This window comes from Paenibacillus taiwanensis DSM 18679 (assembly GCF_000425125.1).
GTDB lineage: Bacteria > Bacillota > Bacilli > Paenibacillales > Paenibacillaceae > Paenibacillus_B > Paenibacillus_B taiwanensis.
The window spans coordinates 47,836-64,551 of the sequence record NZ_AULE01000004.1 but is presented as its reverse complement, the minus strand read 5'-3'; the positions used below and the strand labels follow the sequence as shown (position 1 = coordinate 64,551).

The 16,716-nt window shown below is 45.5% G+C and carries 23 protein-coding genes; 2 read left to right on the top strand and 21 right to left on the bottom strand.

From position 1 onward, the window contains the following. Positions 1-389: 389 nt before the first annotated feature. Positions 390-614: a hypothetical protein gene (locus H509_RS0101680; protein ID WP_028543547.1), complete on the bottom strand. Its 225-nt coding sequence runs from the start codon at positions 612-614 to the stop codon at positions 390-392. A 251-nt stretch (positions 615-865) separates the two neighbouring features. Next, positions 866-1,480 (bottom strand): stage II sporulation protein M, encoded by a 615-nt coding sequence (locus H509_RS0101675; RefSeq protein ID WP_028543546.1) that lies wholly within the window; start codon positions 1,478-1,480, stop codon positions 866-868. Between the two features lie 130 nt (positions 1,481-1,610). On the opposite strand from H509_RS0101675, the gene pdaB reads away from it, so the two are divergent. Next, positions 1,611-2,375, top strand: coding sequence for a polysaccharide deacetylase family sporulation protein PdaB (gene pdaB / locus H509_RS0101670; protein WP_028543545.1), 765 nt, complete (start codon positions 1,611-1,613; stop codon positions 2,373-2,375). 26 nt (positions 2,376-2,401) lie between these two features. On the opposite strand, the gene H509_RS0101665 is transcribed toward pdaB, so the two are convergent. Continuing rightward, positions 2,402-2,962 (bottom strand): KinB-signaling pathway activation protein, encoded by a 561-nt coding sequence (locus H509_RS0101665; RefSeq protein ID WP_245595962.1) that lies wholly within the window; start codon positions 2,960-2,962, stop codon positions 2,402-2,404. 190 nt (positions 2,963-3,152) lie between these two features. Between H509_RS0101665 and gerD the strand changes: the two genes are divergently transcribed. After that, on the top strand, positions 3,153-3,827 hold the full coding sequence (gene gerD / locus H509_RS0101660) for a spore germination lipoprotein GerD (protein WP_028543543.1): 675 nt from the start codon (positions 3,153-3,155) through the stop codon (positions 3,825-3,827). 84 nt (positions 3,828-3,911) lie between these two features. Here the strand turns inward: gerD and H509_RS0101655 are convergent, their stop codons facing one another. The 18 genes from H509_RS0101655 to rplO all read right to left on the bottom strand — a co-directional run bounded on the left by H509_RS0101655 (position 3,912) and on the right by rplO (position 16,644). Next, positions 3,912-5,039, bottom strand: a complete 1,128-nt coding sequence (locus tag H509_RS0101655; protein WP_028543542.1) for an Mrp/NBP35 family ATP-binding protein — start codon at positions 5,037-5,039, stop codon at positions 3,912-3,914. 70 nt (positions 5,040-5,109) lie between these two features. Next, positions 5,110-5,907 (bottom strand): N-acetylmuramoyl-L-alanine amidase CwlD, encoded by a 798-nt coding sequence (gene cwlD, locus H509_RS0101650; RefSeq protein ID WP_036695840.1) that lies wholly within the window; start codon positions 5,905-5,907, stop codon positions 5,110-5,112. 90 nt (positions 5,908-5,997) lie between these two features. Further along, entirely contained in the window at positions 5,998-7,176 is a 1,179-nt protein-coding gene (gene sat / locus H509_RS0101645; RefSeq protein WP_028543540.1) for a sulfate adenylyltransferase, read from the bottom strand. A gap of 26 nt (positions 7,177-7,202) precedes the next feature. Then, the gene (locus tag H509_RS0101640; protein ID WP_028543539.1) at positions 7,203-7,895 is read right to left on the bottom strand and encodes a phosphoadenylyl-sulfate reductase; all 693 of its coding nucleotides are present in this window, start codon (positions 7,893-7,895) and stop codon (positions 7,203-7,205) included. A gap of 360 nt (positions 7,896-8,255) precedes the next feature. Further along, complete coding sequence (gene rpsI, locus H509_RS0101635) at positions 8,256-8,648, bottom strand: 30S ribosomal protein S9 (protein ID WP_028543538.1); 393 nt, start codon at positions 8,646-8,648, stop codon at positions 8,256-8,258. A gap of 20 nt (positions 8,649-8,668) precedes the next feature. Further along, positions 8,669-9,106, bottom strand: coding sequence for a 50S ribosomal protein L13 (rplM, locus tag H509_RS0101630; protein ID WP_028543537.1), 438 nt, complete (start codon positions 9,104-9,106; stop codon positions 8,669-8,671). Positions 9,107-9,364: 258 nt separating this feature from the next. Continuing rightward, positions 9,365-10,141 (bottom strand): tRNA pseudouridine(38-40) synthase TruA, encoded by a 777-nt coding sequence (truA, locus tag H509_RS0101625; RefSeq protein WP_028543536.1) that lies wholly within the window; start codon positions 10,139-10,141, stop codon positions 9,365-9,367. A 183-nt stretch (positions 10,142-10,324) separates the two neighbouring features. Further along, positions 10,325-10,690 (bottom strand): 50S ribosomal protein L17, encoded by a 366-nt coding sequence (gene rplQ / locus H509_RS0101620; protein WP_028543535.1) that lies wholly within the window; start codon positions 10,688-10,690, stop codon positions 10,325-10,327. Between the two features lie 33 nt (positions 10,691-10,723). Next, positions 10,724-11,668: a DNA-directed RNA polymerase subunit alpha gene (locus H509_RS0101615; RefSeq protein ID WP_028543534.1), complete on the bottom strand. Its 945-nt coding sequence runs from the start codon at positions 11,666-11,668 to the stop codon at positions 10,724-10,726. A gap of 136 nt (positions 11,669-11,804) precedes the next feature. Next, positions 11,805-12,200, bottom strand: a complete 396-nt coding sequence (rpsK, locus tag H509_RS0101610; RefSeq protein ID WP_028543533.1) for a 30S ribosomal protein S11 — start codon at positions 12,198-12,200, stop codon at positions 11,805-11,807. Positions 12,201-12,216: 16 nt separating this feature from the next. Next, on the bottom strand, positions 12,217-12,585 hold the full coding sequence (gene rpsM / locus H509_RS0101605) for a 30S ribosomal protein S13 (protein WP_028543532.1): 369 nt from the start codon (positions 12,583-12,585) through the stop codon (positions 12,217-12,219). Between the two features lie 18 nt (positions 12,586-12,603). Beyond that, positions 12,604-12,717, bottom strand: coding sequence for a 50S ribosomal protein L36 (gene rpmJ / locus H509_RS0101600; RefSeq protein WP_003333770.1), 114 nt, complete (start codon positions 12,715-12,717; stop codon positions 12,604-12,606). A gap of 98 nt (positions 12,718-12,815) precedes the next feature. Then, entirely contained in the window at positions 12,816-13,031 is a 216-nt protein-coding gene (gene infA, locus H509_RS0101595) for a translation initiation factor IF-1 (RefSeq protein WP_006676514.1), read from the bottom strand. A 2-nt stretch (positions 13,032-13,033) separates the two neighbouring features. Then, positions 13,034-13,345, bottom strand: coding sequence for a KOW domain-containing RNA-binding protein (locus H509_RS0101590; protein ID WP_028543531.1), 312 nt, complete (start codon positions 13,343-13,345; stop codon positions 13,034-13,036). A gap of 9 nt (positions 13,346-13,354) precedes the next feature. Next, entirely contained in the window at positions 13,355-14,107 is a 753-nt protein-coding gene (gene map, locus H509_RS0101585) for a type I methionyl aminopeptidase (RefSeq protein WP_028543530.1), read from the bottom strand. A 5-nt stretch (positions 14,108-14,112) separates the two neighbouring features. Then, the gene (locus H509_RS0101580; protein WP_028543529.1) at positions 14,113-14,757 is read right to left on the bottom strand and encodes an adenylate kinase; all 645 of its coding nucleotides are present in this window, start codon (positions 14,755-14,757) and stop codon (positions 14,113-14,115) included. 145 nt (positions 14,758-14,902) lie between these two features. Then, positions 14,903-16,204, bottom strand: a complete 1,302-nt coding sequence (gene secY, locus H509_RS0101575) for a preprotein translocase subunit SecY (protein WP_028543528.1) — start codon at positions 16,202-16,204, stop codon at positions 14,903-14,905. Then, positions 16,204-16,644 (bottom strand): 50S ribosomal protein L15, encoded by a 441-nt coding sequence (gene rplO / locus H509_RS0101570; RefSeq protein WP_028543527.1) that lies wholly within the window; start codon positions 16,642-16,644, stop codon positions 16,204-16,206. Before rplO ends, secY begins: the two co-directional genes overlap by 1 nt. Between the last annotated feature and the right edge of the window lie 72 nt (positions 16,645-16,716).

The window sequence follows — 16,716 nt, the reverse complement described above, 5'->3', positions numbered from 1 at the left end:
AATCTCGTGATTCTTAACATTCCCGTTAAATGCGCTTCATGACCGAAGTCATGTCCTTCATTCAACGTTGCTCGTTGTTCAGTTTTCAAGGAACAATTGTTAGTTACTTTCTTTTCTTCACCGCCGTTCAGCGGCGACTTTTATAATATATCATGTTGTTCAATTGAAGTCAACAACTTTTTTTAAGTTTTTTCTTCAATTCAACTTGTGTTTCTTCTTTAAGCTTGTTCGCTCAAGAAGGGAACGAAAGATAATTTATCATAATTTGATATTACACGTCAACCCTTTTTTCAAAAAAAGTTTGAAATCTGTTTATTAAGATCCCTTGCTAGCCCATTTAACACGCCCACAGCATCCGCAGGCTATCTATATCTAACTGCATCGAAGATCTACATTGGAATTAGCCTGTGGTTGCGTGCATAACGCGACAAGTCTTTAGGTGTCGCAATCCGAGCATACATTCTAAATACCGTTCGATATCTAGCAGCGATCGCTCTGCGAACGTCTTTGTCTAAACGGTTATCTCCCAGATCCAAGAGCATTTCATCTAACTCTTTGCGTAACATATAACCTAACTCTTTACACTCCTGCTCATTAAATAGAAATCCCAACATGGCCTAATGACCCCCTTAACAACTTCGACTTACGTTCAAAAGAACAAAAGCGGCCCGTTCTCTTTGTCAATGATGACGAGTTCGCCTCGTTATGCGTGACTAAGATGGACCGCTTTACTGTTATGCACATTTTTACTGCTTTTTATCACTATGCATCTGTTTATTTTAAGATATGACTAGAATTAATGGTGCAAACCTCATCGTTAGACTACCGCAAACTGGCTCAAATCCTATCCCAAAAATACATTTACTTAAGCTGCTCCACTCATTAACCAGAACGTCACCGTACTTTCTATAATAGCCGCAACCAACAGCACTAGCGTAATCCAAACTGCTCCCGCTGCCGTTTTCTTCGCCCACAGCCCGATGGTTGGATTGGCACTGTTGGAACGATAAACCTTGCTCATACGCTGCAATGCAAGAACACCAAATCGCATTCCAAAGGCAGCCGCTATCAGAATAGCTGGTATCTCTAGTATGCCGTGGGGCAGCAACCCACGAACAACAACCGTAAGTAGATCCACGTTATTTTCCGACATAATTCGAATGAGAAAGCCGATCACCATACCGTTAATAATCAAAAAACCTAAAGGCAGCAAGCCGAAAGCTATCCCTGCAAACATAATAAAGATTGCCTTTAGTGCGTTGTTATAAAAAATAAACACAAAAAAGGATAACTCTTTATTCGAGGAATTGGATAATGAATCTTTAATTTGACCGATCCCTTCAAGCTGTTGCTTCAAAAATGACTCTAAGCCATTCCAACCATGACCTATAAAGTATCCCCCTACAAACAATACGCACGCTAATGCGATGTACCATTTGATTTCATTTAGTGTTGTGCAAAACGATCGCAAGCTTAACATACTCTTCGTCCCTCTCCCTTTTACAAGTCATAATTCCATCAATTCAGCATACAGTGTATTAAACAAGCGTGACAAGCCCGTAGAGGCCTGCCGCTAACGTTAGCTACGTAACGAGAGGAGCGCACGTTGCATGAATTCTTTTTATGTGTTTAGCGGTAAAAAAATTAAACGCGTCTTCTTGCTGATTGTTGCCGCATTATTTGCCGCGGGTATCGTCTATGTCGAAAGCGACAACATTACGGTCTTTTCTGAAGGAAGCCCTTCCGCCATTTACAGTATTCCTACAGATAAGAAAGTTGTGGCGCTTACGTTTGACATCAGCTGGGGAGACAAGCGTACACAACCAATTTTGGACATACTTCAACAGAAAGGCTTAAAAAAAGCGACCTTTTTCCTATCTTCCCCTTGGAGCAAAACGCACACTGAGACCGTAAAAAAGATGGTTGAGGCTGGCTACGAAATAGGTAGTCACGGGCATAAACATGTCAATTACAGCAGTTTAAATGACGATGAGATTCGTAAGCAGATTTCGACCGCACATCAGATGTTATCTGAGATTACTGGCAAGGAGCCTAACCTGATCCGGATGCCTAATGGCGACTTTGACAAACGTGTACTGCGTATTGCTGAACAGCTTAATTATAAAGTTATACAGTGGGATACAGACTCACTTGACTGGAAAAACATTGGTGCTGACAACATTACGAAGCGTGTCATTGACAGAGCTCATCCAGGAGACATCATTCTAATGCACGCCAGTGACTCCAGCAAACAGACTCACCTTGCATTACCTGCAATCATAGATCAATTAAGAGCTAAAGGGTATGAGTTTGTCACCGTATCCGAGTTAATCCAGCAAACAGAAATGAAAAATAAAACGATACAAGATCAATAATATGTAAAAAAGCTGACGGATATCCGTCAGCTTTTGGCCGCTACAGGCAAAATTTCACTATTTGCAGTATTTGAACGTAAAAGTCGGTGTAAAATTAAGATTTGATACGCATTACATGAAACTAAAGGGATAAATACAAACCAGGTAGCCATGTGGCTGACATTTAAAGCAGACAACGTCTCAATGGTCGTCGCCACAATCATAAAGAACATAGTCGGAATGAACGCCCCGCGATTGGTGCCTTTGACCTTAAATATAGTTACAACAATGGCCACAGCAAGCATCGCTAACCCAATGATCACATCTGAAGCAATATCCCGCTCCTCGCCAAGCATCGTGCGTAAAAACATAACGTCAAGCAGAACAAAAACGGTTAAGACGACTTGAATATACTGCCAGCCTTTTTTGAATAGACCAAGGGCAATATAATTAAGCGTCAAATACGCAAAGAAACCCATCTGTGCATATACACTAATCATAAAACCACTAATGGACAATTGGAACAAGTTAACAAAAACATCTGCAATACCTCTAAGGTTGCCTAGCTCTTGCTGGAACAATTGCATGGACAGTCCTGTCAGTAACATGACTGCTCCCCCCACGCACAAGGTTGTCCAAAATAAAAATGACCATTTTCTAAGATTCAAGGGGCTCCACCTCCGCAATGTTCATTATTTTACCAATATTCGCATAAAAAAACTATCGCTTTTGAACATAATTCATAAATTATTCCGCCATACTACGCGTGAAGTGAGTTGAGAAAGGAGAACCATGCCTATGCGATTAGCGGTCATACGTACTACTGTATTAGGTATTGCACTTATGTTGTTAGTCACCTCCTGCGGCCAAGACCAGCAAGCTTCCGGCAATCAAGTGGATTATAAGGAGCTTAAGACGATGGTCGTTGATATTCTTAAGACGGAAGAAGGGCAAAAAGCGATCCAGGAAGCACAAGGCTCCACCAATACCGTTCAAATGCAATCCTTGAATATGCAGCAGCAGGAGCAAGTAAGACTCGCTGTCAAAGATACACTAGTATCGCCTGATTACCATAAGGTGCTTGAGCAGGTGATGAAGGACCCTAAATTTGCCGGGGAATTCGCTAAGGCAATCAGCAAGGAAAACAAACAGCTTCATAAGGAGTTGATCAAAGATCCTTCGTATCAAAAGTCAGTTGGGGATATATTAAAGTCACCTGATACCATGAAGGCTTATCTGGACGCTATGAAGTCACCGGAATACCGAAAACAAATGATGACCTTAATGAAGGATGCCATGAACAGCCCGATGTTTAAGCTTGAAGTGATGGAGATTATGTCTAAGGTTGTAAAAGAAGAGCTTCAGCCTAAAGAAGAAAAATCCAAGGGCGAAGGGCAAAATAGCGAATCAGGTGAAGAAGCCGGTTCGTCAGGCGGGGACAGCGAAGGTGGTCAAAATAAGAAGAACAGTTAGCCATTTGGTCTAATGAGGAAGGGAAACGAAAGGGAGCGTGTTATAACGCCCCCTTTTAAATATGCGTATAGATTGCTTGAGTGATTAGATCAAACCTTCATGATCTAACAAGGATTGTGCTAACTCCAAATACAACCCACCTATTGTGGAATCAGCTTTATATACGGATGGTGAAAAATCAGGTTCCGAAGGATGATTATCTGGCGCCCCTAATGGAATTTGTGCCAGCAGTCTTGTGGACAACGCTTCAGCCAGTCTTCCTCCGCCTCCACGTCCGAAAACATATTCTTTCTCGCCACAAGAGCCACATTCTAAATAAGCCATATTTTCCACTACACCTACAATCTCATGTTTCGTAGAAATGGCCATCGTACCCGCACGAGCAGCAACAAATGCGGCAGTTGAATGCGGCGTCGTCACAATAATTTCCTTGCTTTGCGGAATCATTTGATGAATATCAAGAGCTACATCTCCGGTACCTGGCGGCAAATCAAGCAGTACAACGTCTAACTCTCCCCATTCTACCTCTTGGAAAAAGTTTCGAAGCATTTTACCGAGCATAGGACCTCGCCATACAACCGGACTGTTATCCTCCACAAAAAATCCCATAGACATCACTTTGACCCCAAAGCGCTCTATTGGTATGACCCGTTCATTCTCAATGACTGGTCTATCCTCAATTCCCATCATATCAGGGACACTGAAGCCGTAAATATCAGCATCGATCAGACCTACCTTTTTTCCTAGGCGCGCCAACGCGACCGCCAAATTCACGGTAACCGTCGACTTGCCTACTCCACCTTTCCCGCTAGCAACTGCAATAAAAGTTACGTTAGAGGACTCCGCAAGCAGCGGACTAAGATTCTCCAGTCCCGCACCATGACCTTGTGGAGTACGCTCAGATGAAGTTCCCTCGTTAGCGTCCGGCCGCTCGGCATAAATACCAATAGCTGATAACTCCTGCTCGGAGGCAATACGGATACGTACATGTACATCTGCAACACCTAAAGTATTCATACGACGCTTAATCTCCTCAATAAGCTGTTCACGTCGCTCTGCTGATGCATGGTCTGGTGCAACGATGGCTGTCAGTGAAACTTGATCAGGCTTAATCATCATGTCACGTATCCATTGAATGTCTGTTAAGTTACGTCCGCTTACAGGTTCTTTAATCCCTTGCAGCACGTCTATACATTGTTCCCTAGTTATCAAGCGAAGCACCTCGTCTCTATCTATACTTGAGCTTTATACTTCCTCCATACATGTCCATTATATCACACCGTTAATCATTACCAACGGTTTCTCCAGACATGTAACGTAAAATGCCCTTATACACAGAGGCTGCTACTTTTAGTTGGTACTGTTCATCAGCAAGCTGCCTAGATTCCTCAGGGTGTGACAAAAAACCTACCTCAACCAACGCGGATGGAATTTTGAGCATTCGCAGCAAATATAAATTTCGGTCGTCCGACTTGGCCACACGTTCGGTATTTTCCAGATTACGTCGAATTTCGGATTGGATGAATTTGGCCAGCTTTTCATTGTCAGGCATACTTTTGGCATAAAACGTTTGTGCCCCACTCCATCTATTGGAGGGGATACTGTTCATATGTATGCTGATTAACAAATCTGCTTGCTTCTCGGAAATTATTTGGACTCTACGTTTTAAATCCTCTGCTTTCCTCCTGGCGTATCCCTTCGTATCTTTGTCAGCCAGATCATAGTCCCCTTCTCTAGTCATGACTACAATTGCCCCTGCCTGCTGTAAATAATCCCGTAGGTGCAGCGCTATTGCAAGATTAATATCTTTCTCAATGACACCTTGTTTGCTGCTTGCCCCACCATCAGCCCCGCCGTGACCTGCATCTATAGCCACTATTTTCCCTGACAACGGCGTCGTCCAATAAGTCCATGTTTGGGTTGCAGGCATGTCTGCGGTCATTATGACGATAACTAGAATGACAAGGCATATACTTATTAGCCATTGCCGGACATGTCTTAATGGTATCCACAAAATCCGGCTTTTGCGTTGTCTTTGCTGCGATGATTGCACGTTATGATCGTTATTTTTGCTCCACATCAAAAATAGTCCACCTCCGCCCCATTACCATATAACATCTATATGGGGGAAGGTGGACAAATATACGCATGTCCTGTAATGCTTATTCATTTACACGCGAACGATTGGCTCCGTCATCCCCTCAATTAAAATGCGGGCGACTTCAGGACGAGAGAACTCAGGCGGCGGGCATACACCATCTCGCAGCATAGCTCTTACCTTTGTCCCAGATAACGTCAGATGCTCTTCCTTCGGATGCGGGCAAGTCTTGCTTGATGCCATATTGCCACACGCTTTGCAGAAAAAGCTATGTTCAAAAAATAACGGTGTAATCCCTAGCTCTTCAGCTTCAAAGCGACGGAATATTTCCTGCGCTTCATAAGTACCATAATAATCGCCTACACCTGCATGATCTCGTCCTACGATAAAGTGTGTACATCCATAATTTTTCCGTACAATCGCATGGAATATAGCCTCTCTAGGACCTGCGTAGCGCATAGCAGCCGGAAAGACACCTAAAAATACCCGATCCGCAGGATAATATCCATCAATGAGTGCCAAGTAACTGCGCATGCGCACATCAGCTGGCACATCATCAGACTTGGTCTCCCCTACTAATGGATTTAAGAACAAAGCATCCACTATCTCCATCGCGCTTTTTTGAATGTACTCGTGTGCTCGGTGAACAGGGTTACGTGTTTGGAAACCTACAACGGTACGCCAACCTTTTTCTGCAAATAATCTTCTTGTCTCAGACGGGTCAAAATAGTAGTCCTGAAAACGTTCTGGCTTTGGTCGTTCCAATAACTGAATACTTCCACCAACATATGTGGTCGGACGATCCAGCAGCTTCTGAACACCTGGATGCGCAACATCAGACGTCTTAAACACATGAATCGCTTCGTGAAAAGGATCAACTTCATAGATGGACTCCACTAACAAGGAGCCATACAAAATATGATCCTCTTCCCCTACAAGGGCAGTCAGCTTGCCAACCTCCAATTCCTTCACGGTCGCAGGCGCTACTGCCAAGGTTATTGGAATGCTCCATACCGTACCGTCGGCCAATCGCATCTCCGACACTACACGATGGTAATCCTCTTCGTTCATAAAGCCTGTTAATGGTGAGAATGCCCCCACACCGATAAGGTCAAGATCAGAGAGTGTCCAGCGATTAATTTTAATGACAGGCGCTCCTGCCAAATCTGATCGTAATTGTTCGCGAGCATCGCCTTCCACGAGACGATTTATCAATTGCCCACCATGTGGCGGTATTGCCGATGCTGTCATGATACGTTCCTCCTAATCATTTACGATTACTTGTGAAGTCCACACTCGATTTTACCTGTACCGGCCCATCTACCTGCACGAGGATCTTCCCCTTCCATAACAGGACGAGTGCAATGTGTGCAGCCAATACTTGGGTAATTACGATCATGTAGTGGGTTATAAATCAAATGGTTTGCCCGTATATAAGCCCATACATCGTCCCATGTCCACGCTGCCAACGGGTTGAATTTTACTAGTCCAAACTTGGTATCATATTCGATCTTCTTCGAATTAGCACGTGTTGGCGCTTGATCACGTCGAATGCCCGTTATCCATGCATCATATTTGCTTAAAATGTTAGTCAAGGGATCTACTTTGCGAATGTTGCAGCATTGATTGGGGTTAGTAAGCCAAAGTTCCTCACCATGCGCCTCGGCCTGTTGTTCTGGACTTAGCACAGGAGCTACACGTACGAAATTTAAGTTATAGTGGGAAGAAATGCGGTCGCGAGTCTCATACGTCTCATCAAAGTGAAATTGTGTATCCAGATAGAAAATATCGGTTGAAGGACTAATCTTCTGTAGCATATCAACAACAACTACATCTTCTGCACCGAAGCTGCATGCAAACGTTAGATTAGGAAAGGTTTGTACAGCCCATGCAATCACTTCTTCAGCAGAAGCCGGTTCAAATTGCACGGCCTTTTCCGCAATTAACGCTTCTTTCTCCAATAGATTCATGTTACCGCATCCTCCATCATTATATTCCTACTATTTAGGTATGTTTTATCTACTTTATAGATTATTCAGTTTGGCTCTAAATGTCAATTCATTTTTTTCATTTTGGGTAGAAGTATATTCAGCAATTAGGATCAGGTTGTTTAAAAGCGAACTCAAACGAAATAAGGCGACCATTTAATGTAAATTAATTCTAAAGATACAAGCGAAAAGAACAAAAGCCCCTTCCAGTGTTGGAAAGGGCTCTTCGAAAGCATGCTTTATGTACCTCTATGAAGGCATTTATGTAATATGTATGATCCATAAAAGTAAAAAACCCCGAACCAATAAGGTCCGGGGCTGAAATCCCTGATCGATAAGGGATTAACGTTTCGAGAATTGTGGCGCGCGACGAGCAGCTTTAAGACCGTATTTCTTACGCTCTTTCATACGTGGGTCGCGAGTCAAGAATCCAGCTTTTTTCAATGCTGGACGAAGTTCTGGGTCTGCTTTGAGCAATGCACGGGAAATCCCGTGACGGATTGCGCCAGCTTGGCCGGAGATACCGCCGCCATGAGCCAACACCAACACGTCGTACTTGCCGACTGTTTCTGTGAGGTTCAATGGTTGCTTAACGATAAGTTTCAATGTCTCCAAACCGAAGTATTCGTTAAGGTCACGTTTATTGATAACGATGCGGCCTTCACCTGGTACGAGGCGAACACGCGCTACGGAATGCTTACGACGACCTGTCCCATAGTATTGTACTTGTGCCATGGTACTGTCCTCCCTTTCGATTATCCGCGAAGTTCGTAAACTTCAGGTTGTTGTGCTTGATGTGGATGTACTGCGCCTGCATAAGCTTTAACACGAAGCTTCATTCTGTTGCCCATGCGTGTCTTAGGCAACATGCCTTGAACAGCGAGTTCAACCATACGCTCAGGTTTGTTGTTCAACATTTCTTGAGCGCTTGTCACTTTCAAACCACCTGGATACATCGAGTGACGGTAGTACATTTTGTTTTGCAATTTCTTACCTGTTAACACAACTTTATCAGCGTTGATGATGACTACAAAGTCACCGCCGTCAACGTGTGGTGTGAAAGTAGGCTTGTGTTTGCCGCGGATAAGTGCCGCAGCTTCGGAAGCGAGACGACCAAGCGTCTTGCCTTCTGCATCGATAACGAACCATTTGCGCTCAACATCAGCTGGTTTCGCCATGTAAGTGGTACGCATGAAACTTCCTCCTCTGGTGAATATGCTGCATCTGAAAAGGTCAACTCAGCATCATGTGTAATGACACTAGTGCACTTTCAAACTGCGGTATTCGCAATGCTGTATATGTCGTTCAAGTCATATGTTACATGTGATCATTAGGTTCAAAACAGTAATGTAATTTCTTTATTGGGGGCCGTGGGAAGCCATAAAGAAACACAATTGTTATTGTACAATAATAAGGGCTTTTACGCAAGTTGTTTTTCGAAAAAAGAAACGCTACAGACGCTCTTCCCCGCCGTAATCAATACTCCATAACATAAGACCATGAGACATTGCAGTTGGACCTGCTGCTCCACGATCACATGCCGCTAAAATACCCGGAATTGCATCCGGTAATATCTTACCTCTGCCCACTACGAGTAAAGTACCTGCAATAATGCGCACCATATTATAAAGAAACCCATTGCCTGTTACAAATAAATGATATCTGCCGCGTCCGGGCTCACCACTCGGGCTCGGCTCATACTCCATCCACGCCTGATAAATCGTGCGTACGTGAATCTGCTTTGTCGATTTCGGCGAAGCGAAAGACGTAAAGTCATGCTCTCCTTCCAAATGCTTAAGAGCTGCACGCATCGGTTCCAGTTGAAGGCGTCCCGGATGATGAAACTCATAATGACGTTGGAACAGATCCGGAATACGTTCTGACAGAATGGAGTAACGATACGTCTTTCGTTTAGCCGAGTAACGGGCATGAAAGTCCATCGGCGCTTCCCAGGCATCCTTAATGACTATGTCTCGAGGTAGTCTGGAATTCATCGCCAAGGCCCACCGCTCAATTGGGATCGCGGAGGTCGTAATAAAATTAAACACTTGCCCTTGCGCATGAACACCGGCATCTGTACGGCCTGAAGCCGTAATGACAACCTCTTGTTCAGTCAGCATAGCAATCGCTTTTTCAATACGTCCTTGAATGGTATCCAATTCTGGCTGCGACTGAAAGCCGCAGTACGCAGTTCCGTCATAAGCAACGGTCATCCCTATATTTCGCATGCTAACCTCCGTAACGTACGATGGAAGAACTCCAGCAGAGCTCTTGCCATCTCAGACGGTAAACAGTAGTATGTCGAGCTTTATTGGCGTAACCGCAAAACCCCGACAAAAAGAAAAGCTCCTCAAGGGGAGCCTTCTTCCACACTGTTCACACAGTGTTATATCGTGTGTACCGTGTCGAAATTACGCGCGGTCAACGAGTTCCAAGTATACCATAGGCGCTGAATCGCCACGGCGAGGACCAAGTTTCAAGATACGCGTATATCCGCCCGGACGCTCTGCATAACGAGGTGCAAGCTCCGAGAACAGCTTTTGGATAGCGTCTTTCTCCCCATCAACTGTTTCACGACGTACGAATGCTGCCACTTGACGACGTGCGTGCAAGTCACCGCGCTTCGCTTTAGTGATCAACTTTTCAGCAAGCGAACGAACTTCTTTCGCTTTAGCTTCAGTTGTTTGAATGCGCTCATACAAGAACAAGTCGGTTACCAAGTCACGGAATAACGCTTTACGCGCGCTGGAATCACGACCCAATTTTTGATATGCCATTGTAGTTTCCCCTCCTTCTAAGACAAGTCCCGTTTAGTCTTCCATTCTCAGGCCCAAACCAAGTTCTTCGAGCTTTTCTTGAACTTCTTCCAAAGACTTGCGGCCCAAGTTGCGGACCTTCATCATGTCTTCTTCTGTTTTCGTAATCAGCTCTTGAACGGTATTGATGCCTGCACGCTTCAAGCAGTTATAAGAACGAACAGAAAGATCAAGCTCTTCGATAGTCATCTCAAGCACTTTTTCTTTCTTATCTTCCTCTTTTTCCACCATAATTTCAGCGTCTTTCGCTTCGTCAGTCAGACCTACGAAGAGCATCAGATGCTCTGTTAAGATCTTCGCGCCGAGGCTTACCGCTTCTTCAGGGCGAATGCTGCCATCGGTCCATACTTCAAGCGTAAGCTTGTCGTAGTTCGTTACTTGGCCTACACGCGTGTTCTCTACGCTATAATTAACGCGGGAGATAGGCGTGTAAATGGAGTCAACAGGAATGACACCGATCGGTTGATCTTCATTCTTGTTGCGGTCCGCAAGCACGAAGCCACGTCCACGATTCGCATAAATGCGCATGTGGAGTCTGGAACCTTGAGCGAGTGTTGCAATGCGGAGATCCGGGTTCAAAATTTCCACATCGCTGTCCGCACGGATGTCACCAGCCGTTACAACCCCTTCGCCATCCGCATCGATTTCGAGAATTTTCTCTTCATCTGAGTGGATTTTAAGCGACAGGGATTTCAAGTTCAAGATAATTTCCGTTACGTCTTCATAGACGCCTGGAATCGTCGAGAACTCGTGCAGTACACCGTCGATTTGGACGGAAGTTACTGCAGCGCCTGGCAAAGAGGACAGCAAAATACGGCGCAGGGAGTTCCCTAGCGTTGTGCCGTAGCCGCGTTCAAGCGGCTCCACCACAAACTTGCCGTAAGTGCCTTCCTCATTGACATCAACGGTTTCGATTTTCGGCTTTTCGATCTCAATCACTTGTATAACCCTCCTTCAAAACGTCGCTGGCGTTAACTTAGAAACACCTAAGGTCGGTCGATTCATGCAGTATGCCTAAACAACCATTATTACCAACAGGCGTAAGTTATATACGACATTTGAGTCGTGCGTATAACTATACGCGACGACGTTTTGGCGGACGGCAGCCGTTGTGCGGGATTGGAGTTACGTCTTTAATGGAGCTAACTTCCAAACCTGCAGCTTGCAAGGAACGGATGGCAGCTTCACGGCCTGCGCCTGGGCCTTTAACCATTACTTCTACCGTCTTCATGCCATGTTCCATAGCTGCTTTCGCAGCTGTTTCTGCAGCCAATTGAGCGGCGAACGGAGTAGATTTACGTGAGCCTTTGAAGCCCGATCCACCTGAAGTCGCCCAAGAAATTGCGTTACCGTGTGTATCCGTAATTGTTACAATCGTGTTGTTAAACGTGGAACGGATATGTGCCACACCAGTGTCAATATTTTTGCGATCACGACGTTTAGTACGTACTGCTTTTTTCGGTTTAGCCATTGCTACTTATCCCTCCTTACTTCTTCTTATTAGCTACCGTACGACGAGGACCTTTGCGTGTACGAGCATTAGTCTTAGTACGTTGTCCGCGAACAGGCAAGCCACGGCGATGACGGATACCACGATAGCATCCAATCTCAACCAAACGCTTGATGTTCAAAGAAATTTCACGGCGAAGGTCACCTTCAACCTTTACCTTTTTGTCGATTGCTTCACGGATTGCGTTAACTTCTTCTTCCGTCAAGTCACGAACACGAGTATCTTTGTTTACGCCAGTTTCCGCGATGATTTTTTGAGAAGTAGTCTTCCCAATACCAAAAATGTATGTTAAGGCGATCTCAACGCGTTTATCACGTGGCAAGTCTACACCAGCTATACGAGCCATTAACGCTACACCCCCTTCTTATCCTTGTTTTTGTTTGTGTTTCGGATTTTCACAGATTACCATAACGTTACCTTTGCGGCGAATAACTTTGCATTTTTCGCAGATAGGTTTAACAGAAGGTCTTACCTTCATGCTGAATACCTCCCAGTCCTAAAGTTGCACACGTCAAACCGCTTTCGATATACCGGACGGTTTGCAAGGCATTGCAAGCGCCCTTCGAGTTCCGAGTGCTATTTTCGATAAGTGATGCGACCTTTGCTCAAATCGTATGGCGACAGCTGTACGACCACTTTGTCCCCAGTAAGGATACGGATGAAATGCATCCGCAGCTTTCCGGAAACATGGGCAAGAATTTGGTGTCCATTTTCAAGTTCAACTCTAAACGTCGCATTTGGCAACGGCTCAATTACCGTACCTTCAACCTCAATCACATCTTCTTTAGCCAACGTCATTCTCCTTTCTGATTACCATTTGCAGCGGCCAGTTGCTCCGTGTATTTTGCAATAACATAGCGCAGCTTACTGTTTGTGACCCGTCCGCTTTCCTTTAAACTATCGACAACTTCATGGCTTATCGCCTCGTGCAACTCCAAATGAAGCAAGTTTTTACGTTTCGGCTGGTCAAACTTTCGCTTGTCCCCATCCGCTATGTTAACGTATCGCGAAGGCTCCACACCAACAATGATGGCAAACTTGCCTTCACCGCGGCCCTGAAGCACCTTAACGAACTGGCCGAGCTGCGGTTTCGGAATGCTGCTCATCCCAATCACCTACTTCTCTAATGTCGTTAAGATTTCACAACCGTCCGGTGTTACAGCCACTGTATGCTCAAAGTGAGCGCACCATGTTCCGTCCACCGTTACAACCGTCCAGTTATCCGCGAGCGTCTGCACATAACGTTCCCCGATAACGACCATCGGCTCAATGGCGAGCGTCATGCCCGGTTTGAGACGAGGTCCGCGATCCGGAGTGCCGTAGTTCGGAATTTGCGGTTCTTCATGAAGATCCGCACCTACCCCGTGACCAACGTACTCACGTACAACGGAAAAACCTGCATCCTCGATCACGCGTTCAATCGCATGGGATATCGTATATAGGCGAACATCCGGCTTGATAAGTTCAAGTCCGGCATAGAGCGAACGCTCCGTGACGTCGAGCAGCCGCTGAGCGGTGTCCGAAATCTTGCCAACTCCATACGTCCAAGCAGAGTCACCGTGGTATCCGCGATACTGCGCACCGATGTCGATGCTAATGATGTCGCCTTCGTTTAAAATCCGATCGCCGGGAATGCCATGCACCAGCTCTTCATTCACTGATGCGCAAATGCTGCCGGAAAATCCGTTGTAGCCTTTGAAAGAAGGGGTTGCCCCCTGACTGCGAATGAATTTGTCAGCGATGGCGTCAAGTTCCCGAGTTGTAATACCCGGCTTGACGGAGTTGGCCATGAGACGGTGCGTTTCCGCAACAATTCGCCCTGCTTCCCTCATGAAGCCTAATTCCACTTCGGACTTACAAATGATCATTCGTTTTAACCTCGCAGTAAAGATACGATCTCAGACGTCACCGTATCGATTTCCTTCTCACCGTCAACCTGACGCAACAAGCCTTTGTCTCCATAGTATGAAAGCAAAGGAGCCGTCTTGTTGATATATTCGTCAAGGCGTGTTCCAACCTTCTCTTCGGAATCATCCGAACGCTGGTACAACTCGCCTTGGCATTTATCACATACGCCCTCTTGTTGTGGCGGGTTAAAAATGACATGGTACGTCGCGCCGCAAGACTTGCAAATACGTCTGCCTGTGAGACGTGCCAGCAATAAATTACGGTCAACGCTCAGGTCGATGACATGATCAAGCTTACGTCCCATAGCTTCGAGCATGTCGTCTAGTGCTTCCGCTTGTGCCAAAGTACGAGGGAAACCGTCCAACAGGAAGCCTTGTTCACAATCCGGTTGCGCGAGTCGTTCACGAACGACACCAACCGTAACGTCATCTGGAACGAGTAGACCTTGATCAATGTATTCCTTTGCCTTTAGACCGATAGGCGTTCCTTCTCGCATTGCTGCGCGGAATGCATCGCCTGTGGAGATATGAGGAACGCTGAATTCCGTAACAATACGTTCAGCCTGTGTTCCTTTACCTGCCCCAGGAGGCCCCATGAATAGAATGTTCATCGAATGTCACTCCCTTTTTGGTAAGCACAGGCTTAACTTTCGTCGGAAGTGTTAATCTTTCGATGGCATTCGTTAAGCCTCTGCTCTACAAGAAACAGCACAATAGGTGCCGATGAGCCTTAACGGCTCTATCAGAACCTATTGACTATTTGTTGATAAAACCTTTGTAATGGCGTTTGATCAACTGGCTTTCGATCTGTTTCATCGTATCAAGCGCTACGCCGACCACGATGAGCAAAGATGTACCGCCGATTTGCACCGAGCGTGGCAATCCAGCCAATGCTCCGAAGAACACTGGAATTACAGATACGACAGCCAAGAAGATTGCACCTGCAAGCGTAATACGAGACATTACACGCGTCAAGTATGTTGCTGTAGCTTTACCCGGACGAATGCCTGGAATATAGCCGCCATTCTTTTTCAATTGATCCGCCATTTGCTGAGGGTTCATTTGAACGAACGTGTAGAAGAATGTGAAACCGACGATTAACAGCACGTACAGCACCATGCCAAGCGGCTTGTCGTAGTACATATTGTTAATCACCCAGTTAGCCCATGCTTTACCTGTCCAGAACTGAGCGATTGTAATTGGGAACATCAATAGCGAAACTGCAAAGATGACCGGAATTACACCAGCACCATTCACTTTAAGCGGAATGTGTGTATTTTGGCCGCCGTACATTTTATTGCCGACGACACGTTTTGCGTATTGCACCGGAATCTTGCGGTTACCTTGTTGAATGTAGATAACCCCTACGATAATAAATACGATGAATAGCGCAATAACAAGCATTTTGACAATGTTCAGGAAGAGCGATCCGTCGCCATTGACAAATTGCGATTGATAAATCTCACCGATATGCGTTGGTATTGCTGCCACGATACCGGCAAAGATTAAGATCGAGATGCCGTTGCCGACACCTTTCTCCGTAATTTGTTCACCAAGCCACATCAGAAACGCAGTTCCGGCCGTTAGAACAATGGCGATTACAATGTAATCTGTTAAAGTCGCGTTCGGAACCATTTGCAACCCGTACAAGCGGTTGAAACCAATCGCTGTACCGAATGCTTGAATCAGACCCAAAATTATCGTTCCATAACGAGTAATTTGAGCTAACTTGCGTTTACCGACTTCACCTTCCTTCGCCCACTGTGCAAACCTCGGCACGACATCCATCGATAGAAGCTGCACAATAATCGATGCCGTAATATACGGCATGATTCCTAGTGCGAAGATAGAGAATTTGAATAACGCTCCCCCGGAGAACGTGTTCATGAGACTGAACAAGTCACTACCTTGGTTATTGGTTGCCTCAAAGACCGATTTATCGACGCCGGGAACTGGAATAAATGACCCAACGCGATAGACGATCAAGATCATAAGCGTAAATAATATCTTACGTCTAAGATCTTCGACCCGCCATATATTCGATACGGTCTTAAACATTAGATCACCTCGGATTTGCCGCCGGCAGCCTCGATCTTCTCTACCGCAGCTTGAGAGAACTTATTAGCCTTAACCGTAAGTTGAACAGACAGATCACCGTTACCCAAAATCTTAATACCGCTCAATGGGTTTTTGATGATGCCTTGTTCCATGAGCAATTCCGGAGTAACTTCTGTTCCAGCTGCAAAGCTGTTCAAGTCAGCTACGTTCAATACCGCATACTCTTTACGAGTAGGGTTGATGAATCCGCGTTTAGGCAGACGACGGTACAGTGGGTTTTGACCGCCTTCAAAGCCCGGACGAACACCACCGCCGGAACGAGCATTTTGACCTTTGTGACCGCGACCTGCAGTTTTACCGTTACCAGAAGCAATACCGCGTCCTTTGCGGTAACGCTCTTCACGGGAACCAGGTGCTGGAGAAAGTTCATGTAACTTCATCGTTCGTCGCACCTCCTTAATTATTTATGCCGTTAATGTACTATAAGTTGATTCATTGTGGTTGAACAAGTT

Excerpts from the sequence above, each read along its gene's own strand:
- H509_RS0101665 (WP_245595962.1), bottom strand. The coding sequence starts at position 2,962 with ATGTTACTGACAGGACTGTCCATGCAATTGTTCCAGCAAGAGCTAGGC.
- H509_RS0101640 (WP_028543539.1), bottom strand. The coding sequence starts at position 7,895 with ATGAATCTATTGGAGAAAGAAGCGTTAATTGCGGAAAAGGCCGTGCAA.
- rplM (WP_028543537.1), bottom strand. The coding sequence starts at position 9,106 with ATGCGTACCACTTACATGGCGAAACCAGCTGATGTTGAGCGCAAATGG.
- truA (WP_028543536.1), bottom strand. The coding sequence starts at position 10,141 with ATGCGAAATATAGGGATGACCGTTGCTTATGACGGAACTGCGTACTGC.
- H509_RS0101590 (WP_028543531.1), bottom strand. The coding sequence starts at position 13,345 with ATGAGCAGCATTCCGAAACCGCAGCTCGGCCAGTTCGTTAAGGTGCTT.
- secY (WP_028543528.1), bottom strand. The coding sequence starts at position 16,204 with ATGTTTAAGACCGTATCGAATATATGGCGGGTCGAAGATCTTAGACGT.
- rpsM (WP_028543532.1), bottom strand. The coding sequence starts at position 12,585 with ATGGCTCGTATAGCTGGTGTAGACTTGCCACGTGATAAACGCGTTGAG.
- rpmJ (WP_003333770.1), bottom strand. The coding sequence starts at position 12,717 with ATGAAGGTAAGACCTTCTGTTAAACCTATCTGCGAAAAATGCAAAGTT.
- pdaB (WP_028543545.1), top strand. The coding sequence starts at position 1,611 with ATGAATTCTTTTTATGTGTTTAGCGGTAAAAAAATTAAACGCGTCTTC.
- H509_RS0101675 (WP_028543546.1), bottom strand. The coding sequence starts at position 1,480 with ATGTTAAGCTTGCGATCGTTTTGCACAACACTAAATGAAATCAAATGG.
- rplQ (WP_028543535.1), bottom strand. The coding sequence starts at position 10,690 with ATGGCATATCAAAAATTGGGTCGTGATTCCAGCGCGCGTAAAGCGTTA.
- rpsI (WP_028543538.1), bottom strand. The coding sequence starts at position 8,648 with ATGGCACAAGTACAATACTATGGGACAGGTCGTCGTAAGCATTCCGTA.
- rplO (WP_028543527.1), bottom strand. The coding sequence starts at position 16,644 with ATGAAGTTACATGAACTTTCTCCAGCACCTGGTTCCCGTGAAGAGCGT.
- map (WP_028543530.1), bottom strand. The coding sequence starts at position 14,107 with ATGATCATTTGTAAGTCCGAAGTGGAATTAGGCTTCATGAGGGAAGCA.
- cwlD (WP_036695840.1), bottom strand. The coding sequence starts at position 5,907 with ATGTGGAGCAAAAATAACGATCATAACGTGCAATCATCGCAGCAAAGA.
- H509_RS0101680 (WP_028543547.1), bottom strand. The coding sequence starts at position 614 with ATGTTGGGATTTCTATTTAATGAGCAGGAGTGTAAAGAGTTAGGTTAT.
- H509_RS0101580 (WP_028543529.1), bottom strand. The coding sequence starts at position 14,757 with ATGAACATTCTATTCATGGGGCCTCCTGGGGCAGGTAAAGGAACACAG.
- rpsK (WP_028543533.1), bottom strand. The coding sequence starts at position 12,200 with ATGGCTAAACCGAAAAAAGCAGTACGTACTAAACGTCGTGATCGCAAA.
- gerD (WP_028543543.1), top strand. The coding sequence starts at position 3,153 with ATGCGATTAGCGGTCATACGTACTACTGTATTAGGTATTGCACTTATG.
- sat (WP_028543540.1), bottom strand. The coding sequence starts at position 7,176 with ATGACAGCATCGGCAATACCGCCACATGGTGGGCAATTGATAAATCGT.